This is a genomic window from Citrobacter sp. wls717, from assembly GCF_005280955.1.
GTDB lineage: Bacteria > Pseudomonadota > Gammaproteobacteria > Enterobacterales > Enterobacteriaceae > Citrobacter > Citrobacter werkmanii.
The window spans coordinates 44449-66470 of the sequence record NZ_SZWW01000001.1 but is presented as its reverse complement, the minus strand read 5'-3'; the positions used below and the strand labels follow the sequence as shown (position 1 = coordinate 66470).

General features: G+C 52.9%; 22 protein-coding genes and 1 other annotated feature. Of the genes, 6 read left to right on the top strand and 16 right to left on the bottom strand.

Annotation, left to right across the window (positions count from 1 at the left end):
- Nucleotides 1-11: 11 nt before the first annotated feature.
- Nucleotides 12-938: a DNA-binding transcriptional regulator DsdC gene (dsdC, locus tag FDX09_RS00310; protein WP_038642948.1), complete on the bottom strand. Its 927-nt coding sequence runs from the start codon at nt 936-938 to the stop codon at nt 12-14.
- Between the two features lie 228 nt (nt 939-1166).
- Here dsdC and dsdX point away from each other — a divergent pair, with 228 nt between their 5' ends.
- Both dsdX and dsdA read left to right on the top strand, forming a co-directional pair.
- The gene (dsdX, locus tag FDX09_RS00305) at nt 1167-2504 is read left to right on the top strand and encodes a D-serine transporter DsdX (RefSeq protein WP_085049147.1); all 1338 of its coding nucleotides are present in this window, start codon (nt 1167-1169) and stop codon (nt 2502-2504) included.
- A gap of 17 nt (nt 2505-2521) precedes the next feature.
- On the top strand, nt 2522-3844 hold the full coding sequence (dsdA, locus tag FDX09_RS00300) for a D-serine ammonia-lyase (protein WP_137346624.1): 1323 nt from the start codon (nt 2522-2524) through the stop codon (nt 3842-3844).
- An 11-nt stretch (nt 3845-3855) separates the two neighbouring features.
- Here the strand turns inward: dsdA and FDX09_RS00295 are convergent, their stop codons facing one another.
- From FDX09_RS00295 to ibpA, 6 genes are all read right to left on the bottom strand, one after another.
- Nucleotides 3856-4368: a radical SAM protein gene (locus tag FDX09_RS00295; RefSeq protein ID WP_038635697.1), complete on the bottom strand. Its 513-nt coding sequence runs from the start codon at nt 4366-4368 to the stop codon at nt 3856-3858.
- 14 nt (nt 4369-4382) lie between these two features.
- Nucleotides 4383-4745, bottom strand: coding sequence for a DUF202 domain-containing protein (locus FDX09_RS00290; protein WP_085049149.1), 363 nt, complete (start codon nt 4743-4745; stop codon nt 4383-4385).
- Nucleotides 4735-5082 (bottom strand): YidH family protein, encoded by a 348-nt coding sequence (locus FDX09_RS00285; RefSeq protein WP_038635701.1) that lies wholly within the window; start codon nt 5080-5082, stop codon nt 4735-4737. Before FDX09_RS00285 ends, FDX09_RS00290 begins: the two co-directional genes overlap by 11 nt.
- A 175-nt stretch (nt 5083-5257) precedes the next feature.
- Nucleotides 5258-6919 carry a putative transporter gene (locus FDX09_RS00280; protein WP_038635704.1) on the bottom strand — a complete coding sequence of 554 codons (1662 nt, stop codon included), beginning with the start codon at nt 6917-6919 and terminating at the stop codon, nt 5258-5260.
- 124 nt (nt 6920-7043) lie between these two features.
- On the bottom strand, nt 7044-7472 hold the full coding sequence (ibpB, locus tag FDX09_RS00275; protein ID WP_005121488.1) for a small heat shock chaperone IbpB: 429 nt from the start codon (nt 7470-7472) through the stop codon (nt 7044-7046).
- A 92-nt stretch (nt 7473-7564) separates the two neighbouring features.
- Nucleotides 7565-7978, bottom strand: coding sequence for a small heat shock chaperone IbpA (gene ibpA, locus FDX09_RS00270; protein ID WP_006687722.1), 414 nt, complete (start codon nt 7976-7978; stop codon nt 7565-7567).
- Nucleotides 7972-8044: a sequence feature (ROSE (Repression Of Heat Shock gene Expression) occurs in the 5'-region of heat shock genes and acts as an RNA thermometer to modulate expression.), on the bottom strand. Its footprint overlaps the gene before it by 7 nt.
- A 238-nt stretch (nt 8045-8282) precedes the next feature.
- On the opposite strand from ibpA, the gene FDX09_RS00265 reads away from it, so the two are divergent.
- Nucleotides 8283-8615, top strand: a complete 333-nt coding sequence (locus FDX09_RS00265; RefSeq protein WP_137346623.1) for a YceK/YidQ family lipoprotein — start codon at nt 8283-8285, stop codon at nt 8613-8615.
- Here FDX09_RS00265 and FDX09_RS00260 read toward each other — a convergent pair whose 3' ends face one another.
- From FDX09_RS00260 to dnaA, 9 genes are all read right to left on the bottom strand, one after another.
- Nucleotides 8616-9842, bottom strand: a complete 1227-nt coding sequence (locus FDX09_RS00260; RefSeq protein ID WP_137346622.1) for a DUF3748 domain-containing protein — start codon at nt 9840-9842, stop codon at nt 8616-8618.
- 136 nt (nt 9843-9978) lie between these two features.
- A complete protein-coding gene (locus FDX09_RS00255; protein ID WP_085049168.1) occupies nt 9979-11100 on the bottom strand; it encodes a DUF4056 domain-containing protein in 1122 nt (373 codons plus the stop codon).
- Between the two features lie 17 nt (nt 11101-11117).
- On the bottom strand, nt 11118-12203 hold the full coding sequence (locus FDX09_RS00250) for a BamA/TamA family outer membrane protein (RefSeq protein WP_233638810.1): 1086 nt from the start codon (nt 12201-12203) through the stop codon (nt 11118-11120).
- Between the two features lie 41 nt (nt 12204-12244).
- Entirely contained in the window at nt 12245-13225 is a 981-nt protein-coding gene (locus tag FDX09_RS00245) for a hypothetical protein (RefSeq protein WP_038642952.1), read from the bottom strand.
- Between the two features lie 203 nt (nt 13226-13428).
- Nucleotides 13429-14241, bottom strand: coding sequence for a sugar-phosphatase (yidA, locus tag FDX09_RS00240; RefSeq protein WP_038635719.1), 813 nt, complete (start codon nt 14239-14241; stop codon nt 13429-13431).
- Nucleotides 14242-14453: 212 nt separating this feature from the next.
- The gene (gene gyrB, locus FDX09_RS00235; RefSeq protein ID WP_006687741.1) at nt 14454-16868 is read right to left on the bottom strand and encodes a DNA topoisomerase (ATP-hydrolyzing) subunit B; all 2415 of its coding nucleotides are present in this window, start codon (nt 16866-16868) and stop codon (nt 14454-14456) included.
- A 28-nt stretch (nt 16869-16896) separates the two neighbouring features.
- Entirely contained in the window at nt 16897-17970 is a 1074-nt protein-coding gene (gene recF / locus FDX09_RS00230) for a DNA replication/repair protein RecF (protein WP_069323651.1), read from the bottom strand.
- A gap of 197 nt (nt 17971-18167) precedes the next feature.
- Nucleotides 18168-19268, bottom strand: coding sequence for a DNA polymerase III subunit beta (dnaN, locus tag FDX09_RS00225; protein ID WP_005121477.1), 1101 nt, complete (start codon nt 19266-19268; stop codon nt 18168-18170).
- 4 nt (nt 19269-19272) lie between these two features.
- Nucleotides 19273-20676: a chromosomal replication initiator protein DnaA gene (gene dnaA, locus FDX09_RS00220; protein WP_003827078.1), complete on the bottom strand. Its 1404-nt coding sequence runs from the start codon at nt 20674-20676 to the stop codon at nt 19273-19275.
- Nucleotides 20677-21281: 605 nt separating this feature from the next.
- Here dnaA and rpmH point away from each other — a divergent pair.
- The 3 genes from rpmH to yidD are packed head-to-tail and all read left to right on the top strand — an operon-like array spanning nt 21282 to nt 22020.
- Complete coding sequence (gene rpmH / locus FDX09_RS00215) at nt 21282-21422, top strand: 50S ribosomal protein L34 (RefSeq protein WP_003023858.1); 141 nt, start codon at nt 21282-21284, stop codon at nt 21420-21422.
- A 17-nt stretch (nt 21423-21439) separates the two neighbouring features.
- The gene (rnpA, locus tag FDX09_RS00210; protein ID WP_003844432.1) at nt 21440-21799 is read left to right on the top strand and encodes a ribonuclease P protein component; all 360 of its coding nucleotides are present in this window, start codon (nt 21440-21442) and stop codon (nt 21797-21799) included.
- Nucleotides 21763-22020: a membrane protein insertion efficiency factor YidD gene (gene yidD, locus FDX09_RS00205; RefSeq protein ID WP_003023846.1), complete on the top strand. Its 258-nt coding sequence runs from the start codon at nt 21763-21765 to the stop codon at nt 22018-22020. Before rnpA ends, yidD begins: the two co-directional genes overlap by 37 nt.
- The last annotated feature ends 2 nt before the right edge of the window (nt 22021-22022 follow it).

The window sequence follows — 22022 nt, the reverse complement described above, 5'->3', positions numbered from 1 at the left end:
GCATGCCCCGCTTATTTAACCTGCTCCTGTAGCCAGCCAATAAACGCCTCGATTTTCGGCCACTGCCTGCCGGGCAGCGTGGTGATGTAGTAATGCTGATGGCATTTCAGCGCCATATCGCCAAAAGGCGCGACCAGCTCTCCGCTATCGAGGCGTTTTTGCACCAGCCTCTTACGGCCCATCGCTACGCCGATGTGATTCATTGCCGCAATCACCGCTAAATCAGAACGATCGAAACCAATGCCCGACGATGTCGGCAAATTTACCGCAAAATGCTGCGCCCAACTGTGCCATTCATCGGTCCCGGAATCGTTGCTCCACGCCTGTCTGTCATGCAGCAACGTACAGTGCGGCAAATTCACCAACGAGCCAGTGAGACCATAACGAGAGGCATAGTCCGGGCTGCAGACCGGCAAAATCTCTTCATCCATCAGAAAATGATGCGTGAGCTGCGCGGAGGGCGCATCATCAAAATAGATCGCCAGGTCGATGCCGGCACGCTGCAGATTGACGTTGTCGTTCCCGGTCAGCATGGTCAGCGAAATCGACGGGTAGCGACGGGTGAAGTCGCCGAGCGCCGGAACCAGCCAACACTGGGCGATAGAGGGCCGTGAGTACACGGTGAGCGTCCCCGACAGTTCCTGATTTTTGATATCAAGAATTTCCTGGTTAAGCGTGTCCAGCGACGATTTCAGCGCCCAGAACACCCGTTTACCCTCGTGAGTCAGTTCCACTTTGCGGTGAGAACGGACAAACAGCTGAATACCCAGCTCATCTTCCAGCTGATTAATGCGGTGGCTGACAGCGCTGGGGCTTAATGACAACTCCTCTGCCGCCAGCGCAAACGACTGATGGCGGGCCGCCACTTCAAAGGTATACAGCTTTGACAGCTGCCAGCCGTTAAGTAGTCGGTTTCTGACTTCGCGTAGGGGATCCATATTCATCTCTGTCATCCTGAATCATGCGTCGGAGTGTAAAAAAAACCGCTGTAAAAATCAGCACAAAGATGATTCATAGTGAACCATATCGCATTAATGACGTGTAATTAGACGTAAATCACTCACTTGATGCAATCTGGCTCATGTTAAAGAGGATTTATATCGTTTGTCAGACCCTGCCTTATTTTTGTCCAATAACCTCAGGTTAATCACAGGGCAAGGTGAGTTATGCACTCTCAAATCTGGGTTGTGAGCACGCTGCTGATAAGCATCGTGTTAATCGTTTTGACCATCGTGAAGTTCAAATTCCACCCGTTTCTGGCGCTGCTGTTAGCCAGCTTCTTCGTGGGTACGATGATGGGTATGGGGCCGCTGGATATGGTCAATGCCATTGAGAGCGGCATTGGCGGTACGCTGGGCTTCCTCGCCGCGGTTATCGGCCTCGGGACCATTCTGGGCAAAATGATGGAAGTGTCCGGCGCGGCAGAACGCATTGGCCTGACGTTACAGCGCTGCCGCTGGCTTTCCGCTGATGTCATTATGGTGCTGGTCGGGCTGATTTGCGGGATCACGCTGTTTGTTGAAGTCGGCGTGGTACTGTTGATTCCGCTGGCTTTTTCGATTGCCAAAAAGACCAATACTTCACTGCTGAAGCTGGCGATCCCACTGTGTACGGCGCTGATGGCGGTGCACTGTGTGGTGCCGCCGCATCCGGCCGCTCTGTTCGTCGCGAATAAGCTGGGTGCGGACATTGGCAGCGTAATTGTTTATGGTTTACTGGTGGGCTTAATGGCCTCGCTTGTCGGCGGGCCGCTGTATCTGAAATTTCTCGGTAACCGCCTGCCGTTTAAACCGGTGCCGGCTGAGTTTTCCGACCTGAAAGTGCGCGACGAAAGTACGCTGCCGTCGCTGGGCGCAACGCTGTTTACCGTCCTGTTGCCGATTGGCCTGATGCTGGTCAAAACCGTTGCTGAGTTGAACATGGCAAAAGGCAGCACGCTGTATACGCTGCTGGAGTTTATTGGTAACCCGATCACCGCGATGTTTATTGCCGTCTTCGTGGCCTACTACATTCTCGGCCTGCGTCAGCACATCGGCATGGGCGCGCTGCTGACCCACACTGAAAACGGGTTTGGTTCGATTGCCAACATTCTGCTGATTATCGGCGCAGGCGGCGCATTCAACGCTATCCTCAAGAGTAGCGGGCTGGCGGATACCCTCGCGCTAATCCTTTCAAACATGCATATGCACCCAATTCTGCTGGCGTGGCTGGTGGCGTTAATTCTGCATGCTGCGGTGGGCTCTGCCACGGTGGCGATGATGGGCGCGACGGCAATCGTGGCACCAATGCTGCCGCTCTATCCCAACGTTAGCCCGGAGATCATCGCTATTGCAATTGGTTCCGGCGCCATTGGCTGCACGATCGTCACAGATTCCCTCTTCTGGCTGGTGAAGCAGTACTGCGGCGCCACCCTGAATGAGACGTTCAAATACTATACGACCGCGACATTTATCGCGTCCGTGATTGCACTGGTGTGCACATTCCTGCTTTCCTTTATTATTTAAGCGCGAAGAGACTGACTATGGAAAACATTCAAACACTTATCGGCCAGTATCCTTTAGTGGAAGATCTGGTGGCTCTCAAAGAGACGGCCTGGTTTAACCCTGGCACCACCTCTCTTGCAGAAGGTTTACCCTATGTTGGCCTGACCGAACACGATGTTCAGGATGCCCATGCCCGGCTGAAGCGCTTCGCGCCGTACCTGGCACAGGCCTTCCCGGAAACCGCAGCCACCGGCGGCATTATTGAGTCTGAGCTGGCTGCAATCCCATTGATGCAAAAACGACTGGAAAAAGCATTCGGACAGCACATCTGCGGCGAACTGTTGCTGAAAAAAGACAGCCACCTGCCGATTTCCGGCTCAATTAAAGCGCGTGGCGGCATTTATGAGGTCCTGACCCACGCGGAAAAACTGGCGCTGGAAGCCGGTCTGCTGACGACAGAAGATGATTACAGCATTCTGCTTTCACCTGAATTTAAAAAGTTTTTCAGCCAGTACAGCATCGCGGTAGGCTCCACCGGCAACCTCGGGATGTCGATTGGCATCATGAGCGCCCGTATCGGCTTTAAGGTGACGGTACATATGTCTGCCGACGCGCGCGCATGGAAAAAAGCCAAACTACGCAGTCACGGCGTGACGGTCGTCGAGTATGAAGAAGATTACGGCGTGGCGGTTGAACAGGGTCGCAAAGCGGCAGAGTCCGATCCGAACTGCTTCTTTATTGATGATGAAAACTCCCGCACGCTGTTTTTAGGTTACGCGGTGGCTGGTCAGCGTCTGAAGGCGCAGTTCGCGCAGCAGGGTCGCGTGGTGGATTCTGACCATCCGCTGTTTGTCTACCTGCCGTGCGGCGTCGGCGGCGGTCCTGGCGGGGTGGCATTTGGTCTGAAGCTGGCGTTTGGCGATAACGTACACTGCTTCTTCGCCGAGCCGACCCATTCACCCTGCATGCTGCTGGGGATTTATACCGGGCTGCACGATACCATTTCCGTGCAGGACATTGGCATCGACAACCTGACGGCGGCGGATGGGCTGGCGGTGGGCCGCGCTTCGGGGTTTGTCGGCCGGGCGATGGAACGTCTGCTCGACGGTCTGTACACCCTGGACGATCAGACGATGTACGACATGCTGGGCTGGCTGGCGCAGGAAGAAGGGATTCGCCTTGAGCCTTCAGCGCTGGCGGGGATGGCCGGTCCGCAGCACGTTTGCGCCTCTGCTGACTATCAGCAGATGCACGGCTTCAGCGCCGACCAGCTCAATAACGCCACTCATCTGGTGTGGGCGACCGGCGGCGGCATGGTGCCGGAAGTCGAAATGGCGCAGTATCTGGCCAAAGGGCGATAACGCCGCTGTGCTTAACGCAGCATCGCCATCAGTTCCATCGGTGAGCGATGCTGCTTAAGCAGGTCACGCATCACGCGCATATGCGGAGCGGTATGGTTGAAGAAAGCCTGATATCCTGTACACAGCACGCCCTTTCCATTCTCCTCGCGATACGCAGGACAATCTCCATGGTAGTACTGAAACAAAGAGCATGCCTGACAGCGTGTATTCTGCAGTGTCATCGTCTGGCATTCAAACAGTGCAGTCCGACCACACCACTGGCGTAGCGTATTATCGAAAAGCTGAATAGATATTTGATTAATATCTTCACGTACCCAGATATCAAATATCGCAATTAAAAATCGCCCCCACCCGTCCGGCGTCACTGAATCTTCAGTCAGGTAACCTGAAGCATCGCGCTTAATCAAAGGAGTAAACTGTACGAGGCGAACTTTTCCTTGTTGCAAACCACGATACAATTCAACCGGTTGTAAACTTTTCTGGTGGTTAATCACCATTTCTAAAACGTCATCACTAACATCCATGTTCTCACATCCTGTCATGCAAAATTCTCGATAAATACGATAAGTTGGCGAACATGCGTTACAGCAAACAGTATTGCGAGGGATAACACCGCGAGGGAGATCATAAATTTGTCACGCACCGCGCGAGATTCAGAAAAATCACTATCACTCACATCCATGAGATTACGGCTGCGGGTATAACGCCAGAGAATAATCGCCACCAACGTCAGTATGACGATAGATATCCAGAACAGTGCCCCAGCCTGATGCCAGTTGTGCTTAATCGCCAGCGCCATTAACGCGCCATAACCCAACAACGTACGAAACCATGCCAACGATGTGCGCTCCGGTTGTAGTCCCGGATCGGCGATACGTCGCGATTTACGGCTATCCGGCATACAGCACCAGCACCATAACAATCACCGCTACAATCGTCAGCATTGCGCTGATAATGAGCAAACTGTGGGTGTAAGGCAAATCCTCTTTCAAGCGCATTGCCTTTTCATTACGTAACCAGCGCAAATAACCATAAATAGCCAGACCGCCAGCAAACAGGCACAGCAAAAGGGCCAATACTTCGCGAATAACCGGCGTGGCGAAATCCGGAGCCAGTTGATCCAGACCAACGCCTGCGGCCAGAAAACCTAACGAGGTGCGTATCCATGCCAGAAATGTGCGTTCATTTGCCAGCGAGAAGCGATAATCCGGCGCTTCCCCTAGGCGGGAAATCTTCATGACGACTCCTTCAATATTGTTGTCTGGTCGTTATACCGGAACAGTTCAGCAGTATGAACCTGATTCGCAAACGGAAGAGAACGTAATGTGATGAGACAATGGAAAAAAAAGATGTGGCGAATGGCGACTTGCACCGTATCCGACCTACAGAAGATGCAGGCCGGATACGCTGTTACTAACCTATTCCCCAGAAAATCACCGCCAGCAGCTGTGGGGTAATAATCCTCAGGAACATCACCAGCGGATAAACGGTAGCATAGGAGAGCGCCGCCGCCCCGCTGGTGGCATGCAGGTTGTTAGCAAACGCCAGCGCGGGAGGATCGGTCATCGAACCCGCCAGCATACCGCACAGCGTCAGATAGTTCATTTTGGCGAAGATACGCGCCAGCAGTCCCACGGTAATCAGCGGAATGGCGGTAATAAAAATACCGTACCCGACCCAACTCAGCCCATCGCCCTGGGTCAGCGTATTAACAAAATCACCGCCGGACTTCAGGCCAACCACCGCAAGGAACAGCACAATACCTAACTCTCGCAGCGCCAGGTTAGCGCTGGGAGGCATAAACCAGTACAGCTTACCAATACTGCCAATACGCCCCAGAATTAAGGCCATGATCAGAGGTCCACCGGCCAAACCCAATTTTAACGCCACCGGGAAACCCGGGATGAACAGCGGGATGGACCCCAGTAGAACACCCAGTCCTATACCGATAAATACCGGCAGCATCTGCACCTGTTGCAGTTTTTGCTGCGCGTTGCCGACAACATTGGCAACGGCATCAATGGACGCGGGACGCCCCACCAGATTGAGGATATCCCCGAATTGCAGGCTGGCATCGCTGCTGGCCACCAGCTCAACGCCCGCACGGTTCAGACGGGAGATAACCACGTCGTAACGTTCTTTAAAATGCAGGTCGCGGATACGTTTACCCAGCACCTGTTCGTTGGTCACCACCACGCGTTCAACGCGTAAATCAGTACCTCGCGTCGACAGGGATGTGTCCACCTCCTGCCCAATCACCACCTGCGCGTTATGCAGGTCACCGGGCTGGCCGACCAGGTGTAGCAGGTCGCCCATCTGGATAATCGTCCCTGGCGACGGCACCATTAATGTCTCTTCACGCTTCAGACGCGAGCAGATGATTTTATCGCTGTTCAGAATTGGGACATCCTGAATAGCCATATTGTTGAGGTTCGGGTTTTCCACGCGGATGTTCATGGTCTGAATCAGCGCGTGTCCGTTGGTCAACGTGGATTCATGCTGCTGAGCTTCAGCATCGACGTTAACGCGGAAAATAAGGCGCATCAGCCACATCGTGAGCAAAATACCGCAGATACCAAAAGGATAAGCCATGGCATAGCTCATCCCCATCTGGTCTACAATATCTGCTGGCGTCCCCAGATCGCGCAGAATTTGCTGCCCGGCCCCCAGCGCCGGCGTATTGGTGACCGCGCCGGAAAATATCCCCAGCACCACCGGAAGGGGAATGGCAAAAATCTTATGCAGGATCGCGGTGACCAGCCCCCCCATGATGACAATCAGTACGGCAAACAGATTCAGCCGCAGCCCGGAAACGCGCAGTGACGCAAAAAAGCCCGGCCCCACCTGAATACCGATGGTGTAGACGAAAAGAATCAGGCCAAATTCCTGAATGAAATGCAGCATGTCGCCGCTCAGGGTCATCCCTGCCTGATCGACAAAATGTCCGACGATAATACCGCCGAACAGCACCCCTCCGATGCCAAAACCAACGCCACGTATTTTTATGTTGCCGATCCATAATCCGACAACCGCCACCAACGCCAGAACGCTGACCGTCAATGCTATATCACTCATTATCCTGTTCCCTGTGAATAACATCATTAAGTAAATGGATTCTCGCAGAGTACAGTCGCAATGTATGGGTGGTAAAGCACAAAAAAGCCCCGTCATTTCTGGCGGGGCAAAGGCATGGAGCTATTTAGCTATTTAATGCGGGACGTTCGCTGATGGCGATACGTTGTGGGGCAATGGTTTCAGGTTCATTACGGGTCAAATCGATATGCAGCAAGCCGTTAGTAAAGCTTGCGCCGGAGACCTCCATATTTTCAGCCAGCGTAAAGCTCAGACTGAACGACTGAGTAACCAGCCCCTGGTGCAACCATTTTGTCTCTTTTTCCGGCTGCTGCGGTGTACCTTTCACCGTCAGGCGTGTGCCTTCCAGTTGAATATCCAGATCTTCCTGGCGGAAACCGGCTAACGCAAGGGTAATGCGATAGTGGTTATCATCGCTCTTTTCGATGTTATAGGGTGGGAAGCTCTGGCTTTCACCGGCGTTTTGTAACGCATTGGCCAGTTTGTCAAAACCGATCCATTGACGCAGCAGTGGGGATAAATCGTAGTTACGCATAATAATCTCCTTCTAAGAAGCGAGTAGGTACCTTTCGGCTCCCTGACGGCAAGCCGATTGCTTAGCAGGGCCGCCTGAAGCGGCCCACAGAATTAGTTGATTTCGATGCGGCGCGGTTTGTTCGCTTCGGGAATAACGCGCTCAAGATCGATATACAGCAGACCATTCACCAGGTTTGCGCCGCGAACATGAATGTTCTCCGCTAACTGGAACTTACGTTCGAAGTTGCGCTCGGCAATACCCTGATACAGGTAAGTACGTTCTTTTTGCTCATCCGCATGAGCGCCTTTTACCACCAGCAGATTGTCCTGCGCGGTAATTTCCAGCTCGCTTTCAGCAAAACCGGCAACGGCAATCGCAATGCGGTAATGGTTTTCGTCTACCAGCTCAACGTTGTACGGAGGGTAGCCGCCATTACTCTGGCTCTGGTTGTTTTCCAGCAGGTTAAACAGACGGTCAAAACCAATAGCAGAACGGTACAGCGGGGATAAATCAAAGTTACGCATAATCAATAGCTCCTGAAATCAGCGAGAATATGAGACCTTCCATCATGGACAGGTCAGGTAGCCAGGACACCCATCAGGCATGCCCTTCTGTTGTCTACATCCTAAAAATGGGTCTTAACACAAACTTTTCAAGTGTATTCATCTGACTTTTTTTGCAGTTTGTTGTCTATTGCATACACTGAGGAGAGCAGTTGTTATCGATAAATCGCGATAGCCGCCACAGTGCGACGAAATGGTGATGTTATTTTCGCAACGGATCGCTTTAACTCACCATGCAAACACGATGAAAACAGATGAATAAACGATGATAAAAAAAATGTTGGTAACACTGACAATGTGCAGCGGGATGGCGTTTTTGAGCGGTTGTTCCAGCATAATGTCGCATACCGGAGGCAAAGAAGGGACGTATCCTGGCACACGCGCCAGCGCCACCATGATCAGCGAAAGTGATACGAATTGGGGAACGAAGTCGCTGGCGATTCTGGATATGCCTTTTACTGCGGTGCTGGATACCGTATTGCTTCCGTGGGATCTCTTTCGTAAAGATAACTCGGTGAGATCCCGCGTAGAAAAGAGCGAGGAGAGAATGCAGGCCACGAATGCCGTTATCCCCCCGGCGAAAATGACTGCACCTTAATTAACGCCCTGTTTCAGTCATCCACAGTTGGCGGAAACCTTCGACCTCTTCCATCCACGCAACCAGTCGCCCATCAGGAGAGAAGACAACCGCATCGGCCGACGGAGGGTTGCCGTGACGCGCCGTTAAAAAATCAATCTCTCCCGTCTGAGCATCACAACAGGCTATTCTGTTTTCCAGCACAAATCCCAGCCATTTCCCTGATGGATGCCAGTTGAATGCCGACTGAATACCCGTGGCGCAACGGGTAAGCTGACGCGGCTCACCACCCTGTGGTGGAATTAACCACAGCTGCACAACGCCATAGTTGTCGCGCATTAAAAACGCAATTTCAGACGTCTGCGGATTACTGCGCACCCAGTGGCGCGGCTGATTCACCAGCCCCGGAAAGGCGCGCTCATGAGTAAACGTCAGGCGACGTTGGTGAATACCGGATGGCGGCGCAGGCATTGTCGCCTCTGTGCCCTCCAGCGGAGCATCACCCGGCTGTTTCCAGCCGCTTTCATTCTGAGGCAAATCAACAATAAACAGCTCCGGCACTTTCTCACCGCTCACTGACAACGTATCGCCGATAAACGCCAGCGTGCTTTCGCCCACCCAACCTTCTTCATAGGCGCGGTTTATCTCATCGCTCCCCGGTTTTGGCGCCGGCGTCGTTTGACTCACCAGCACGCACCAGCGGCTCCCGCTATATTCACGTGGATGCTGCGCGGATACGTTCACCGGACCATACGGCGCAGCCACGCCGACGTTACGTAAATCCAGCGCCGGGGAGCGTTCATGCAGCACATGGTCGTTATAAGTAAAACTGACAAACTCACCGTTCGGGCTAAAGACATGCACATGACTGCCGCCGCGTAACGCGCCAGGCGTATACGGCGCGGTGATATCCATCGCATCCAGATTCGTCACCTCTGCCTGCGAAACAATCACCCCACGGCGATGATGAAAGTCGTAATCCCATGTTTCATCTGGATTTTCTGGCCCATGAATAAAAACATACTTTTCCGACTTTGGATGAACGGTCACCACGCCAACATGTGCCCCCTGAGTGGCCCGGTAAATCACCTCCAGTTCGCCAGTATGAACATTGACGCGTTCAATCGTTTCCCCCGTAAAAGAGGCACCGGAAGGACGCACGTCGAAGACCAGCCACTGACTGTCCGGGGTCCAGGTGTTGATATTGGTAAGCTGATGATTACGCGGCGTAAAGGTGATTTGCTTCATGGGATGCCCTGATACAAGACGATTTAAGCAATCATACTTCACAAGCACTTCACTTGCAGGATTTAGCGTAGCGATTATCGGATTGGGCCCGGCATATGCAGAAAACCTCCGCCAGTGAAGTTCTGGTGGAGGTTTTTTAATAAAGGAATGAATGCTCATCCACTTTCGACAGATTATCCCTGGCACCTGCAAGCGTAGCCAGCGCAGGGAAATTAGCATCGCTATACCAGGATTGTGGTAAAGGTAGCCGCGCCATGTTACTTCCGGGCCGGAGTTGAAGTTGCGCCAGCGAATCAAGGGAATAATTTCGCCAGTGATGCGGTAATGACAGGCGTAGCGGCGCGGCTTTTTCGCCCGGCACTGGCGTTGGCAAACGCGAATCACTTACATCGTAGTTTCTGTGCAACACCAGATATTTCTCCGGCACCCGACGCTGGCTGTTCCACCACTTGCCATCCAGCATATCAAACTGAAAACGGGTTATTGTTTCTGACTTAGCTCCCAACTGCGTTAACGCCTGACGCAGTGCATTATTCATTGCCGCATCGTACATCCCTGATGTTGCCAGTTGCCCATCAAGGATCAGCGACACCGCAATTCTTGCCCCCAACAGGTTGGAGTAGAGATCTTCCGGTGAAAATGCGGAAACTTCCTCAGAAAACCCAGGAACTGACTCAAAACCGTACCATTGTGCAATTTCATGCCAGGCCGCGAGCTGAAAGGCCAGATGTGCTGCCAGCCAGGCAGCTAATGCGTAACGATCGCCCGCCGTTTCAGGTGGTGTGAAGGCGTTGAAAACGATATGCCGCTCCGCCAGTTCATCTTCGAGTCGCAACGTAAAAGGCTGACCTAACTGTGGAAGTAGATGGCTAAAAAGCCAGACCGTCATATCTGCGGTATCTCGTACATGCGCGATATCGATGAAACCGCCGCGAGAGGTGTACACAATGCCATTGTGTTCATGCCCGATGCCGGCCAGGTTCACTAGCCCTAACAGCAGGCTATCGTTATAGCGATGCTCGCCAATACCATTAGCTGCCACGACGTTATTAAGTTCATAAAACGGTACCGGCATATCCAGCACCTGCGCGTGCAGGTCGTAACCAAAAGCGCAGCACGGACGTAACCCTTGGGGCGCAGGGAGCGGCGAAACAACTGGCCAGGCGGTGCTTTCGGCCTTGTCATCTTCATTTACCAACTGCAAAGGTACAGGTATCGCAGCATGGACCCCGACCGTTGCCAATAACAAGATAGTCATCAGCAGCACTTTATTGATCAAAACGCCTCTCCTACCTGAAAATAAAAACCGCTGCTCCCTTTGCCAATGCCATAATCCAGACGCACATTCACCCGCGGCTTAAATTCAAAGCGATACCCCACCCCCGCCGAGGGTAGCCAGCGTCCGTCATCCAGCGCGCTAAATGATGGTCCCATCGTCCCTGCGCCCAACCAGCCAACCACGCCATGCCGCCAGTCAAGTTTGCGGCGATACTCTATCTGCCCGCTGACGGCGTTTTTATCGCGATAGCGTCCTTCGTAATAGCCGCGCATCCGCTGATTGCTACCGAGCAGCGGCATCATGCTCCACGGCACATCCCCCTGAGTAAAGGCACCGTCCATCTCCCAGGCAAGCACATTCTTCTCGTCCAGAGAGTGGTAGCGGCTGTAGTGCAACTGGTATTCATCAAACCGGGTATCGCTCCCCGCATCGGGCGTATAGCGGGTATAGCGTACGTCGGCATATTGTCCCTGGCGCGGGTTAGGAACAAAGTCGCGGTCATCCCAGCTAAGTTCGACACTGCTGCCGGAACTTAGCACCGACGCGCCCTGCCCGGTATTTTCAATTTTTGGCGGATCGTTACCATCCATTTGCGCAGCATGTTGCGCGTTCAGCGACCAGCCGACGCCCAGATAGATATTAGGCGCTACCCGACGATATAACGTGGGGTGCAGATCCAGATCCTGAGCCGTATATTGCTGTTTCTGGCTGTCTTTATCTCCGGCACTAAATCCCTGCCCCCAGTACCAGGTTGGCGTATCGGTTAATGCGCCATTGAGAAAGAAACGCCAGCGATCGTCGGCAAAAAAGGCATAATTTTGCATAGTGACGCCGAAAGCGCCCGTTGAGCTAAAGTAGCCGCTGAGGGTCAGCGTCGAGTTCTGACTCACCGTGTCGTTTGGGTCTGGGCGATACATTCCCACCACCGCGGTACCTATCCCCAGCCCCAGCTCCGGAGTGTAAAATGGCCCCGGCATTACGCCCCAATCGATTCCTTTGCTGGCGTTAAAGTTATCGCTGGCGCCCAGTGTATTCAGCCAGCCGTCAACTTCGTCGCGGGTCGGTAATTCTGCCTGCGCAATGCAGGCGAACAGACTCACCAGCAACAAGAAAGCGAGGCGGATCAAAAGCGGTACTCTCCAGCCATGAAAAAACTGTTACGGTCTGCAAAGCCAATTTCGGTCGTCACGTTAAAGTTTCGGGTCAATTCATACTGCGCCCCGACCAGTACGTTCCAGGGGGATTGCAGATGCTGTTTAACGTCGAAACGGCCATTGCCGTCCTTATTCGCGATATCCACCATTTTCTGCAGCGTCTCAGACGGCATATTGAGATCGCTAAGGCTACCTCTAAATTCTTGCTGCACGTCCTGATACATACTGCCAATCCACAGATTCAGCTTGCCGGACGGCAAGTACAGTGCTTCCACACCCGGGGTGGTAAAGCGATAACCGACTCGCGGAGAAACCGTGAAGGCATCAATACTACCGTCAAGAATGTCAAACTGCGTCTGAGTATAATTGGCATCAAAAGCCGTAAACCAGTTACCCACACCGCCCACCAGTGTCGTCCCCACACCGTAGGTCGTGCCTTTAAAGTCGAGCTGAAACGCCAGGTTTTGCAAATTGTCTGGCGTGTGAACTTTGCGTGGACCTTTAATGCCTACACCAATCTGCGAAACGGAGTGACCGTCGGTATAGCCCACCAGGCCATAGACGTTCATAAACGGCAGCAGCCAGGCATCCAGTTTCAGGGTTTCTGTTTTGCTTCTCTCGCGCGTATTGCCAACGTTAATTTTGAATGCGTTATCCAGCGAATGACCACCCAAAGAAAGGCCATTAAAGTTAATACTGTCTACATTAATATTTTGCCTAATATTCATGTAGTTAATATTTACACCAAACGGCTCAGGCAGGTCGTAACCACGTTTACGCGCCTCGTCACCTAAGAAGGGCAAAACGGAGTGGCTTGCAGCAGGTTTAGTCGCCGGTTTTACCGGCAAAGAAGCGGCCTGACCATCATCCTGATAATCATACAAAGGTGTTAACGTTGAGCCAGAATCCGTCGCAGCACAGGCTTGAAAAATCAAACAGGAAGACGTCATCAACACCAGGCGAATGCTTGTGTTAGTCATAAGAAAACATAGTTGCAGGCAGGAACCGCCTGAATATAAAAGAAGGTGGGAGAGTATAGAAGTTGCGTACTAAATGGGGGGATTAATGTGCGGTTTCACATCTGATAATACAAACGTGATTTTTATAACATTCTTAATGTTTTATGCCTGGCCGAAGCCAGGCATAACGCACATCAGGAGAGGACGTACTTCTCAATGGCCCAGGCAACACCGTCTTCCAGATTAGATTTCGTCACAAAGTTGGCGATCTCTTTCACCGTTGGAATGGCGTTATCCATCGCAACGCCCACGCCGGCGTATTCAATCATCGCGATGTCGTTTTCCTGATCGCCAATCGCCATAACCTCTTCGGCTTTAATTCCCAACGCATCGGCCAGCGATTTTACGCCAGTCCCTTTGTTGACGCGTTTATCAAGGATTTCGAGGAAGTACGGCGCACTTTTCAGCACGGTGTACTTTTCTTTCACTTCCGCCGGAATGCGCGAGATGGCCTTGTCGAGGATCTCCGGCTCATCAATCATCATCACTTTCAGGAACTGGGTCGCCGGATCCATTTTTTCAGCCTCACAGAACACCAGCGGAATCGTCGCGACAAACGATTCATGCACCGTGTAATAACTGATATCACGGTTAGCGGTATACAGCGTGTTGCGATCGAGCGCGTGGAAATGCGAGCCAACTTCCCGGGAGAGTTGCTCCAGATAGCGATAATCATCATAGCTCAGCGCGGTTTGCGCCACAGTACTGCCATCGCCTGCTTTCTGCACCAGCGCACCGTTGTAGGTAATGCAGTAGTCACCGGGTTGTTCCATGTGCAGTTCTTTCAGATAGCTGTGAACGCCGGCATACGGGCGTCCCGTGGTCAGCACTACGTTCACGCCACGCGCGCGTGCCGCGGCAATTGCCGTTTTGACTGCAGGTGAAATGGTGTGATCGGGCAGCAGAAGTGTGCCATCCATGTCGATAGCAATAAGTTTGATAGCCATGAGTTCCCCGGATTAAATGAGTCCGCCCTCATGCTAACGCGATTCCGCTCAAAAAACAGCTACGAAAAGGAGGATAGAAAGGGGAATCAAGATTCCCCTTTTGTGGTTCGGTTGTAGACAGAATAGGTCTAAGCCGCCATCCGGCAAAAACAAAAAAACTGCCTGATGGCGCTTCGCTTATCAGGCCTACAGGAGCAGGCCCGGGATACACGTCAGATATCGATGTTCGCCGCTTTCAGGGCGTTTTCTTCGATAAATGCGCGGCGTGGTTCGACGGCATCGCCCATCAGGGTGGTGAACAGCTGGTCAGCGGCAATCGCATCCTTCACAGTAACGCGCAACATGCGACGGCTTTCCGGATCCATGGTCGTTTCCCACAGCTGTTCCGGGTTCATCTCGCCCAGACCTTTATAACGCTGGATAGCGAGACCGCGACGAGACTCTTTCTGCAGCCATTCCAGCGCCTGCTCAAAGCTGGCCACCGGCTGGCGACGCTCGCCACGTTCGATAAACGCATCGTCTTCGATCAGCCCGCGCAACTTCTCACCTAGCGTGCAAATACGATGGTACTCGCCACCGGTCACAAACTCGTGATCCAGCACATAGTCGGTATCCACACCGTGAGTACGTACGCGTACAATCGGCTCAAACAGATTCTGCTCTGCGTTATGGTGAACATCAAACTTCCACAGGCTACCGTGCTGTTCTTTTTCGTTCAGCTCGGTAATCAGCGCGTTAACCCAACGGGTAACGTTCTGTTCGTTCGCCAAATCAGCTTCCGGCAGCGTCGGTTGATAAACCAGCTCTTTCAGCAGCGCTTTCGGGAAACGACGTTCCATACGGCCAATCATTTTCTGCGTCGCGTTGTATTCAGAAACCAGTTTCTCTAACGACTCACCTGAAAGGGCAGGCGCGCTGGCGTTGGTGTGCAGCGTGGCGCCATCCAGAGCGATAGAAATTTGGTACTGATCCATCGCTTCATCGTCTTTGATGTACTGTTCCTGCTTGCCTTTCTTCACTTTGTACAGCGGTGGCTGCGCAATGTAAACGTGGCCGCGTTCAACGATTTCCGGCATCTGACGATAGAAGAAGGTCAACAGCAGCGTACGGATATGCGAGCCGTCGACGTCCGCATCGGTCATGATGATGATGCTGTGATAACGCAGTTTGTCCGGGTTGTACTCGTCGCGACCAATGCCGCAGCCGAGCGCGGTAATCAGCGTCGCCACTTCCTGTGAGGAGAGCATTTTGTCGAAACGCGCTTTCTCGACGTTGAGGATTTTACCCTTCAGCGGCAGAATCGCCTGGTTCTTACGGTTACGCCCCTGCTTCGCAGAACCGCCCGCGGAGTCCCCTTCCACAAGGTACAGTTCGGACAGCGCCGGGTCACGTTCCTGACAGTCCGCCAGCTTGCCCGGCAGACCGGCTAAGTCCAGCGCGCCTTTACGACGGGTCATTTCACGCGCGCGACGTGCTGCTTCACGGGCACGGGCCGCATCGATAATCTTGCCGACGACGATTTTCGCGTCAGACGGGTTTTCCAGCAGGTATTCGCTCAGCAGTTCGTTCATCTGCTGTTCAACCGCCGATTTCACCTCAGAGGAGACCAGTTTGTCTTTGGTCTGCGAGGAGAATTTCGGGTCCGGCACTTTCACGGAAACCACCGCAATCAGGCCTTCACGGGCATCGTCACCGGTAGCGCTGACTTTGGCTTTTTTGCTGTAGCCTTCTTTGTCCATGTAGGCGTTCAGGGTACGGGTCATCGCCGCGCGGAAGCCTGCAAGGTGAGTCCCGCCGTCACGCTGCGGAATGTTGTTGGTGAAGCAGTAGATATTTTCCTGGAAGCCGTCGTTCCACTGCAGCGCAACTTCAACGCCGATACCGTCTTTTTCGGTGGAGAAGTAGAAGATATTCGGGTGGATCGGCGTTTTGTTTTTGTTGAGATATTCAACAAACGCCTTGATGCCGCCTTCGTAGTGGAAATGATCTTCTTTGCCGTCGCGCTTATCGCGCAGACGAATAGAGACGCCAGAGTTCAGGAATGACAGCTCGCGCAGACGCTTCGCCAGAATGTCGTATTCGAACTCGGTCACGTTAGTGAAGGTTTCATGGCTTGGCCAGAAACGGACCTGAGTACCCGTTACTTCCGTTTCGCCTGTTACCGCCAGCGGCGCCTGCGGCACACCATGCACGTAAGTTTGCTGATGCACTTTGCCTTCACGACGAATCACCAGCTCCAGTTTCTGCGACAGGGCGTTAACGACGGAGACACCTACGCCGTGCAAACCACCGGAAACTTTATAGGAGTTATCATCGAATTTACCGCCTGCATGCAGAACAGTCATGATAACTTCCGCCGCCGAAACGCCCTCTTCCGGGTGAATACCGGTTGGGATACCACGGCCATCATCGGTAACAGACACGGAGTTGTCCGCGTGAATCGTTACCACGATATCTTTACAGTGACCCGCGAGCGCTTCGTCGATAGCGTTATCTACCACCTCGAATACCATGTGGTGCAGACCGGTGCCGTCATCCGTGTCGCCGATATACATACCCGGGCGCTTACGCACCGCATCCAGCCCTTTCAGGACTTTGATACTGGAGGAGTCATAAGAATTCGACATCAACGTTTCTCGCTCATTTTATCTTGGGTTAATCCGTTATTTTACCCTTTTCCACGGTAAACATCTTCGAATTTTCATCGGACATGTCTATAACGTGTTCAGCGCTGATTGCGCTGACAAAGACCTGAGATTGCGTGGCTTTTAAGCGGCTGGCCAGCAGCCCGCGACGCGCATCATCCAGTTCAGAGGCAAAATCATCTATCAGGTACAGGCAGCGCCGTCCGCTTTCACGGGTCAGGAACTCCCCTTGCGCCAGACGTAAGGCGCACATTAGCAGTTTTAGCTGCCCACGCGACAACGTGTCTTCTACCGGCGCACCGTCGGCACGAATGCGGAAATCCGCCTTATGCGGGCCGTGTGCGGTGTAGGTCAACATGCGATCGCGTTCAAAACTGCGTTCCAGCACCTCGGCATAATCTGTCTCCTTCTCCCAACCACGCTGGAAAGAGAACGAGAGAGAAAACTCGGGAAGAAACTGCTGGCAGGTATCCGCCATATCCTGCGCGATACCCGCGCTGTACTCCGCGCGCCAGGTGCTGATTTGTTCCGCCAGCGGAATAAGTTCTCTATCCCACGGGCGCAGTTGCTCATAACGACTCACCTGGCGCAGTGCCGCATTGCGCTGCTTGAGCAGTCGCTTCAGGTTGCTCCAGGCGGTGAAAAATCCGGCTTCATTGTGAAAGCATCCCCAGTCAAGAAATGCTCTTCTGTATTTGGGGCCGCCGTTGAGTAAAGTAAACCCCTCTGGCGTGATCAGCTGCATCGGCATCAGGTGCGCCAGTTCAGCGACCTTGTGCCCGTCAGTGCCGTCAATGCGCACTTTGCTGTCGCCCAGTTTGTCTTTCGTCAGACCAATCGATGTCTCGCGCTCTTCTCCCTGCAATCGTCCGTGTAAAACAAACGACTCCTGCTCGTGGCGAATCACGCGGCCAATCTGCAAACTGCGAAACGCCCGGCCATGGCCGAGCGTATAGATGGCTTCCAGCACACTGGTTTTGCCGCTGCCGTTCGCGCCAACCAGGAAGTTAAAGCCGGGGGATAAAGCGAGATCCGCATTTTCAATATTGCGGAAATCTTTGATTAGCAGTCGGGATAGCGACATATCAACTCATAACCAGGGCGTTATCGTCGCAGTTAGTCTGGTTACGGCCAGCGCACAGCAACCGGAGCGTACTGAAGTACGTGAGGATTGCTCGCTGCGCTCGCCCTTCGGGCCGTCCATAGGACGTCCAAAATACTTCGTATTTTGTGCGAGCACTGCCCGGAGCCAGAATAACAAGTAAGATAGCCCGATATTCTTTACAAGCGCATAGGCATGACGACATAGGCTGCGGATTGGCTGGCCGCATCTTCAATCTGTACGCTCGATACGGAATCGGTCAGCAAAATACGCACGTTCTCGCACTTCAGCGCGTTCAGAACGTCAAGCACGTAGCTCACGTTAAAACCGATTTCCAGTTCTGTACCAGGATAGGAGACATCCAGAATTTCTTCTGCTTCTTCCTGCTCCGGGTTGTTGGCGGTGATTTTGAGCTGATTTTCGCTGACATACAGACGCACGCCGCGGAATTTCTCGTTAGAAAGAATTGCCGCACGGGCAAACGCCTGTTTAAGGATATCGCAACCGGCTTCCAGATGTTTGTCCGGATTCTTCGGCAATACGCGGCGATAATCCGGGAAACGGCCATCAACCAGCTTGGAGGTGAAGATGAAATCGCCCACGTGCGCACGAATGTTGTTGCTGCCAATCTGCACGCGCAGCGGGTTGTCACCGCCGTCGAGCATACGCATCAGTTCAATCACACCTTTACGCGGTACGATCACCGAATGGCTGGGCAACGGCTGACCGACAGGCATTGAACAAACCGCCAGACGGTGACCGTCGGTCGCCACGGTACGCAGCTCTTCCCCTTCGGTTTCAAACAGCATGCCGTTTAAGTAGTAACGCACGTCCTGATGCGCCATCGAAAACTGCGTGGCTTCAATCAGGCGCTTCATCGTGGCCTGCGGCAGGGTGAATTCGACTTCGCTCTGCCAGTCATCCAGATTAGGGAAGTCGGCGGCAGGCAGCGTGGACAGCGAGAAACGGCTGCGACCAGAGCGTACCAGCATGCGGTCGCCTTCCAGTTGAACGGCTATTTCCGCGCCTTCCGGCAATCCGCGGCAAATGTCGAAGAATTTACGCGCCGGAACGGTAGTAGCACCAGGTTCATGAGGCTGGATCAACGCCACGCGCGCCACCATCTCCATTTCGAGATCGGTACCAGTCAGAGAAAGCGCACCGTCAGCGACCTGCAGCAGCAGGTTTCCAAGGATCGGCAGTGTAGGACGTCCACCCAGCGGGCCGCTGACCTGCTGAAGCGGTTTTAATAAATGTTCACGTTCAACGGTAAATTTCATAGCGTCACGAAGATAATGTTCTGATTAAATTGGAGAAATCTTCTTTAATATCATGGCTTTCTTCACGCAACTGCTCAATCTTGCGGCAGGCATGAAGCACGGTAGTATGGTCACGCCCACCAAACGCGTCGCCAATTTCCGGCAGACTGTGGTTAGTGAGCTCTTTTGCCAGCGCCATCGCCATCTGGCGCGGACGAGCTACCGAGCGAGATCGACGCTTTGACAGCAGATCCGCAATTTTGATTTTGTAATACTCCGCCACCGTCTTCTGAATATTGTCGATGGTGACCAACTTTTCCTGCAAAGCCAGCAGATCGCGCAGCGCTTCGCGCACGAAATCGATGGTAATCGCCCGGCCGGTAAAATTGGCGTTGGCGATCACGCGGTTCAGTGCGCCTTCCAGTTCACGCACGTTAGAGCGTAGACGCTTGGCAATAAAGAACGCCACTTCACCCGGCAGACGAATGTCGTTTTCGTCAGCTTTTTTCATCAGGATCGCCACGCGGGTTTCCAGCTCAGGCGGTTCGATCGCAACAGTCAGCCCCCAGCCAAAGCGGGATTTCAGTCGATCTTCAACGCCATTGATCTCCTTCGGATAACGATCCGACGTCAGGATGATCTGCTGATTACCTTCCAGCAGGGCGTTGAAGGTGTGGAAGAATTCTTCCTGCGAGCGCTCTTTGTTGGCAAAGAACTGGATGTCATCGATCAGCAGCGCGTCGACGGAGCGGTAGTAGCGTTTAAACTCTTCGATCGCATTGTTTTGCAGAGCTTTAACCATGTCCTGCACGAAACGCTCGGAGTGCATATACACCACTTTCGCATTCGGTTTACGCGCCATAATGCCGTTACCGACAGCATGCAACAGGTGGGTTTTACCCAGACCCGTACCACCATAAAGGAATAACGGATTGTAGGCGCCGCCAGGGTTGTCCGCCACCTGACGTGCCGCCGCGCGCGCCAGTTGGTTAGATTTACCTTCAACGAAATTATCAAACGTATGTTTGACGTTGACGTTAGAGCGATAGGTAGGTTCTGCCGGAGCCGGGACGTTGTCCCAGCCTGGACGCGCCGCCGGAGCAGCACGTTGCGGTTGTACTTGTTGCGCCACATGGGCAGGCGCGACAACGTTGTTCACCGGCGTCTTCAGCGTTTGCGTGACGGGTTTAGTTCCGACCTCAAAACGCAGCTGTGGGGCATCCGCTCCGCAGAAGTTATTTAGTAATCCATTAATATTATTAAGGTATTTGTCCCTTACCCAATCGAGCACAAAACGGTTTGGCGCATACAAAGCCAGCGTGTTATCGCTCAGTTCCGCCTGCAACGGGCGTATCCACATACTGAATTCTGTGGCTGGTAACTCATCCTGCAATCGGGCAAGACACTGCTGCCAAAGCGAAAGTGACACGGCGGACTCCACTCGAACAAAAGTCGATAAATGACAAAGGCTGAAACATTCATGATTGTTGACGCACATCGACAAGACCCTATGCAAAGGGTGACGTGCGAATTGCTATCTGCAATTTTACCCGATCAGGATCCATTGAAACGATCGGGACCGCGGATCATAGCGTAAACTGAGAAAGAGATCTTCTGTTTCTCACAGATTCTTCCCGATTTATCCACAGGATGATCCAGAATCGGCTAAGTGTAAACGATCCTGGAGAAGTGCTGCAGGTTTTAGCGCGCATATTGAAAAAATTAATGAGTAAAGATGCTTTACTGCTTAAACGATCTAATAAAGATCCCGGGCGATCCTTGCGCTTTATCCACCAGCCCGTATAATTCTTACCCCCAGCGAGTAACGGTCGCCTTACGGCGTCAACGCTGCCTGTTTTTCACACAAAACCTTGTGGAAAAAAGCGGGAAATAAGGAAAGAGAATTGACTCCGGAGTGTACAATTATTACAATCCGGCCTCTTTAATCACCCACACTGTGGCGTAAGTCGTTCGAAACTCGTTCGGGTATACGCAAAAGTCAGTGAATTTATTCAAGTTTAGGTAGAAATCGCCATGAAACGCACTTTTCAACCGTCTGTACTGAAGCGCAACCGTTCTCACGGCTTCCGTGCTCGTATGGCTAATAAAAATGGTCGTCAGGTTCTGGCACGTCGTCGTGCTAAAGGCCGTTCTCGTCTGACCGTTTCTAAGTAATAAAAGCTAGCCCCTGAGTGGTTAAGCTCGCATTTCCCAGGGAGTTACGTTTGTTAACTCCCACTCATTTCACATTCGTCTTCCAGCAGCCACAACGGGCTGGCACGCCGCAAATCACCATCCTCGGCCGCCTGAATTCGCTGGGGCATCCCCGTATCGGTCTTACCGTCGCCAAGAAAAATGTTAAACGTGCGCATGAACGCAATCGGATTAAACGTCTGACGCGTGAAAGCTTCCGTTTACGTCAGCACGAACTTCCCGCAATGGATTTCGTGGTAGTGGCGAAAAAAGGGGTTGCTGACCTCGATAACCGTGCTCTCTCGGAAGCGTTGGAAAAATTATGGCGTCGCCATTGTCGCCTGGCTCGCGGGTCCTGATAGCCCTCATTCGGGTCTATCAACGCCTGATCAGTCCGCTGCTTGGGCCGCATTGCCGTTTCACTCCAACCTGTTCGAGCTACGGAATTGAGGCATTGCGCAGGTTTGGAGTGATAAAAGGCAGTTGGTTGACGGTGAAACGCGTATTAAAATGCCACCCTTTACACCCTGGTGGTGACGATCCCGTCCCGCCCGGACCATTTGATACCAGAGAACACTAACG

Excerpts from the sequence above, each read along its gene's own strand:
- rpmH (WP_003023858.1), top strand. The coding sequence starts at position 21,282 with ATGAAACGCACTTTTCAACCGTCTGTACTGAAGCGCAACCGTTCTCAC.
- FDX09_RS00260 (WP_137346622.1), bottom strand. The coding sequence starts at position 9,842 with ATGAAGCAAATCACCTTTACGCCGCGTAATCATCAGCTTACCAATATC.
- FDX09_RS00265 (WP_137346623.1), top strand. The coding sequence starts at position 8,283 with ATGATAAAAAAAATGTTGGTAACACTGACAATGTGCAGCGGGATGGCG.
- ibpA (WP_006687722.1), bottom strand. The coding sequence starts at position 7,978 with ATGCGTAACTTTGATTTATCCCCGCTGTACCGTTCTGCTATTGGTTTT.
- FDX09_RS00285 (WP_038635701.1), bottom strand. The coding sequence starts at position 5,082 with ATGAAGATTTCCCGCCTAGGGGAAGCGCCGGATTATCGCTTCTCGCTG.
- FDX09_RS00280 (WP_038635704.1), bottom strand. The coding sequence starts at position 6,919 with ATGAGTGATATAGCATTGACGGTCAGCGTTCTGGCGTTGGTGGCGGTT.
- FDX09_RS00255 (WP_085049168.1), bottom strand. The coding sequence starts at position 11,100 with ATGACTATCTTGTTATTGGCAACGGTCGGGGTCCATGCTGCGATACCT.
- FDX09_RS00295 (WP_038635697.1), bottom strand. The coding sequence starts at position 4,368 with ATGGATGTTAGTGATGACGTTTTAGAAATGGTGATTAACCACCAGAAA.
- gyrB (WP_006687741.1), bottom strand. The coding sequence starts at position 16,868 with ATGTCGAATTCTTATGACTCCTCCAGTATCAAAGTCCTGAAAGGGCTG.
- dsdC (WP_038642948.1), bottom strand. The coding sequence starts at position 938 with ATGGATCCCCTACGCGAAGTCAGAAACCGACTACTTAACGGCTGGCAG.
- dsdX (WP_085049147.1), top strand. The coding sequence starts at position 1,167 with ATGCACTCTCAAATCTGGGTTGTGAGCACGCTGCTGATAAGCATCGTG.
- yidA (WP_038635719.1), bottom strand. The coding sequence starts at position 14,241 with ATGGCTATCAAACTTATTGCTATCGACATGGATGGCACACTTCTGCTG.
- FDX09_RS00290 (WP_085049149.1), bottom strand. The coding sequence starts at position 4,745 with ATGCCGGATAGCCGTAAATCGCGACGTATCGCCGATCCGGGACTACAA.
- recF (WP_069323651.1), bottom strand. The coding sequence starts at position 17,970 with ATGTCGCTATCCCGACTGCTAATCAAAGATTTCCGCAATATTGAAAAT.
- ibpB (WP_005121488.1), bottom strand. The coding sequence starts at position 7,472 with ATGCGTAACTACGATTTATCCCCACTGCTGCGTCAATGGATCGGTTTT.
- yidD (WP_003023846.1), top strand. The coding sequence starts at position 21,763 with ATGGCGTCGCCATTGTCGCCTGGCTCGCGGGTCCTGATAGCCCTCATT.
- FDX09_RS00245 (WP_038642952.1), bottom strand. The coding sequence starts at position 13,225 with ATGACGTCTTCCTGTTTGATTTTTCAAGCCTGTGCTGCGACGGATTCT.
- dnaN (WP_005121477.1), bottom strand. The coding sequence starts at position 19,268 with ATGAAATTTACCGTTGAACGTGAACATTTATTAAAACCGCTTCAGCAG.
- dsdA (WP_137346624.1), top strand. The coding sequence starts at position 2,522 with ATGGAAAACATTCAAACACTTATCGGCCAGTATCCTTTAGTGGAAGAT.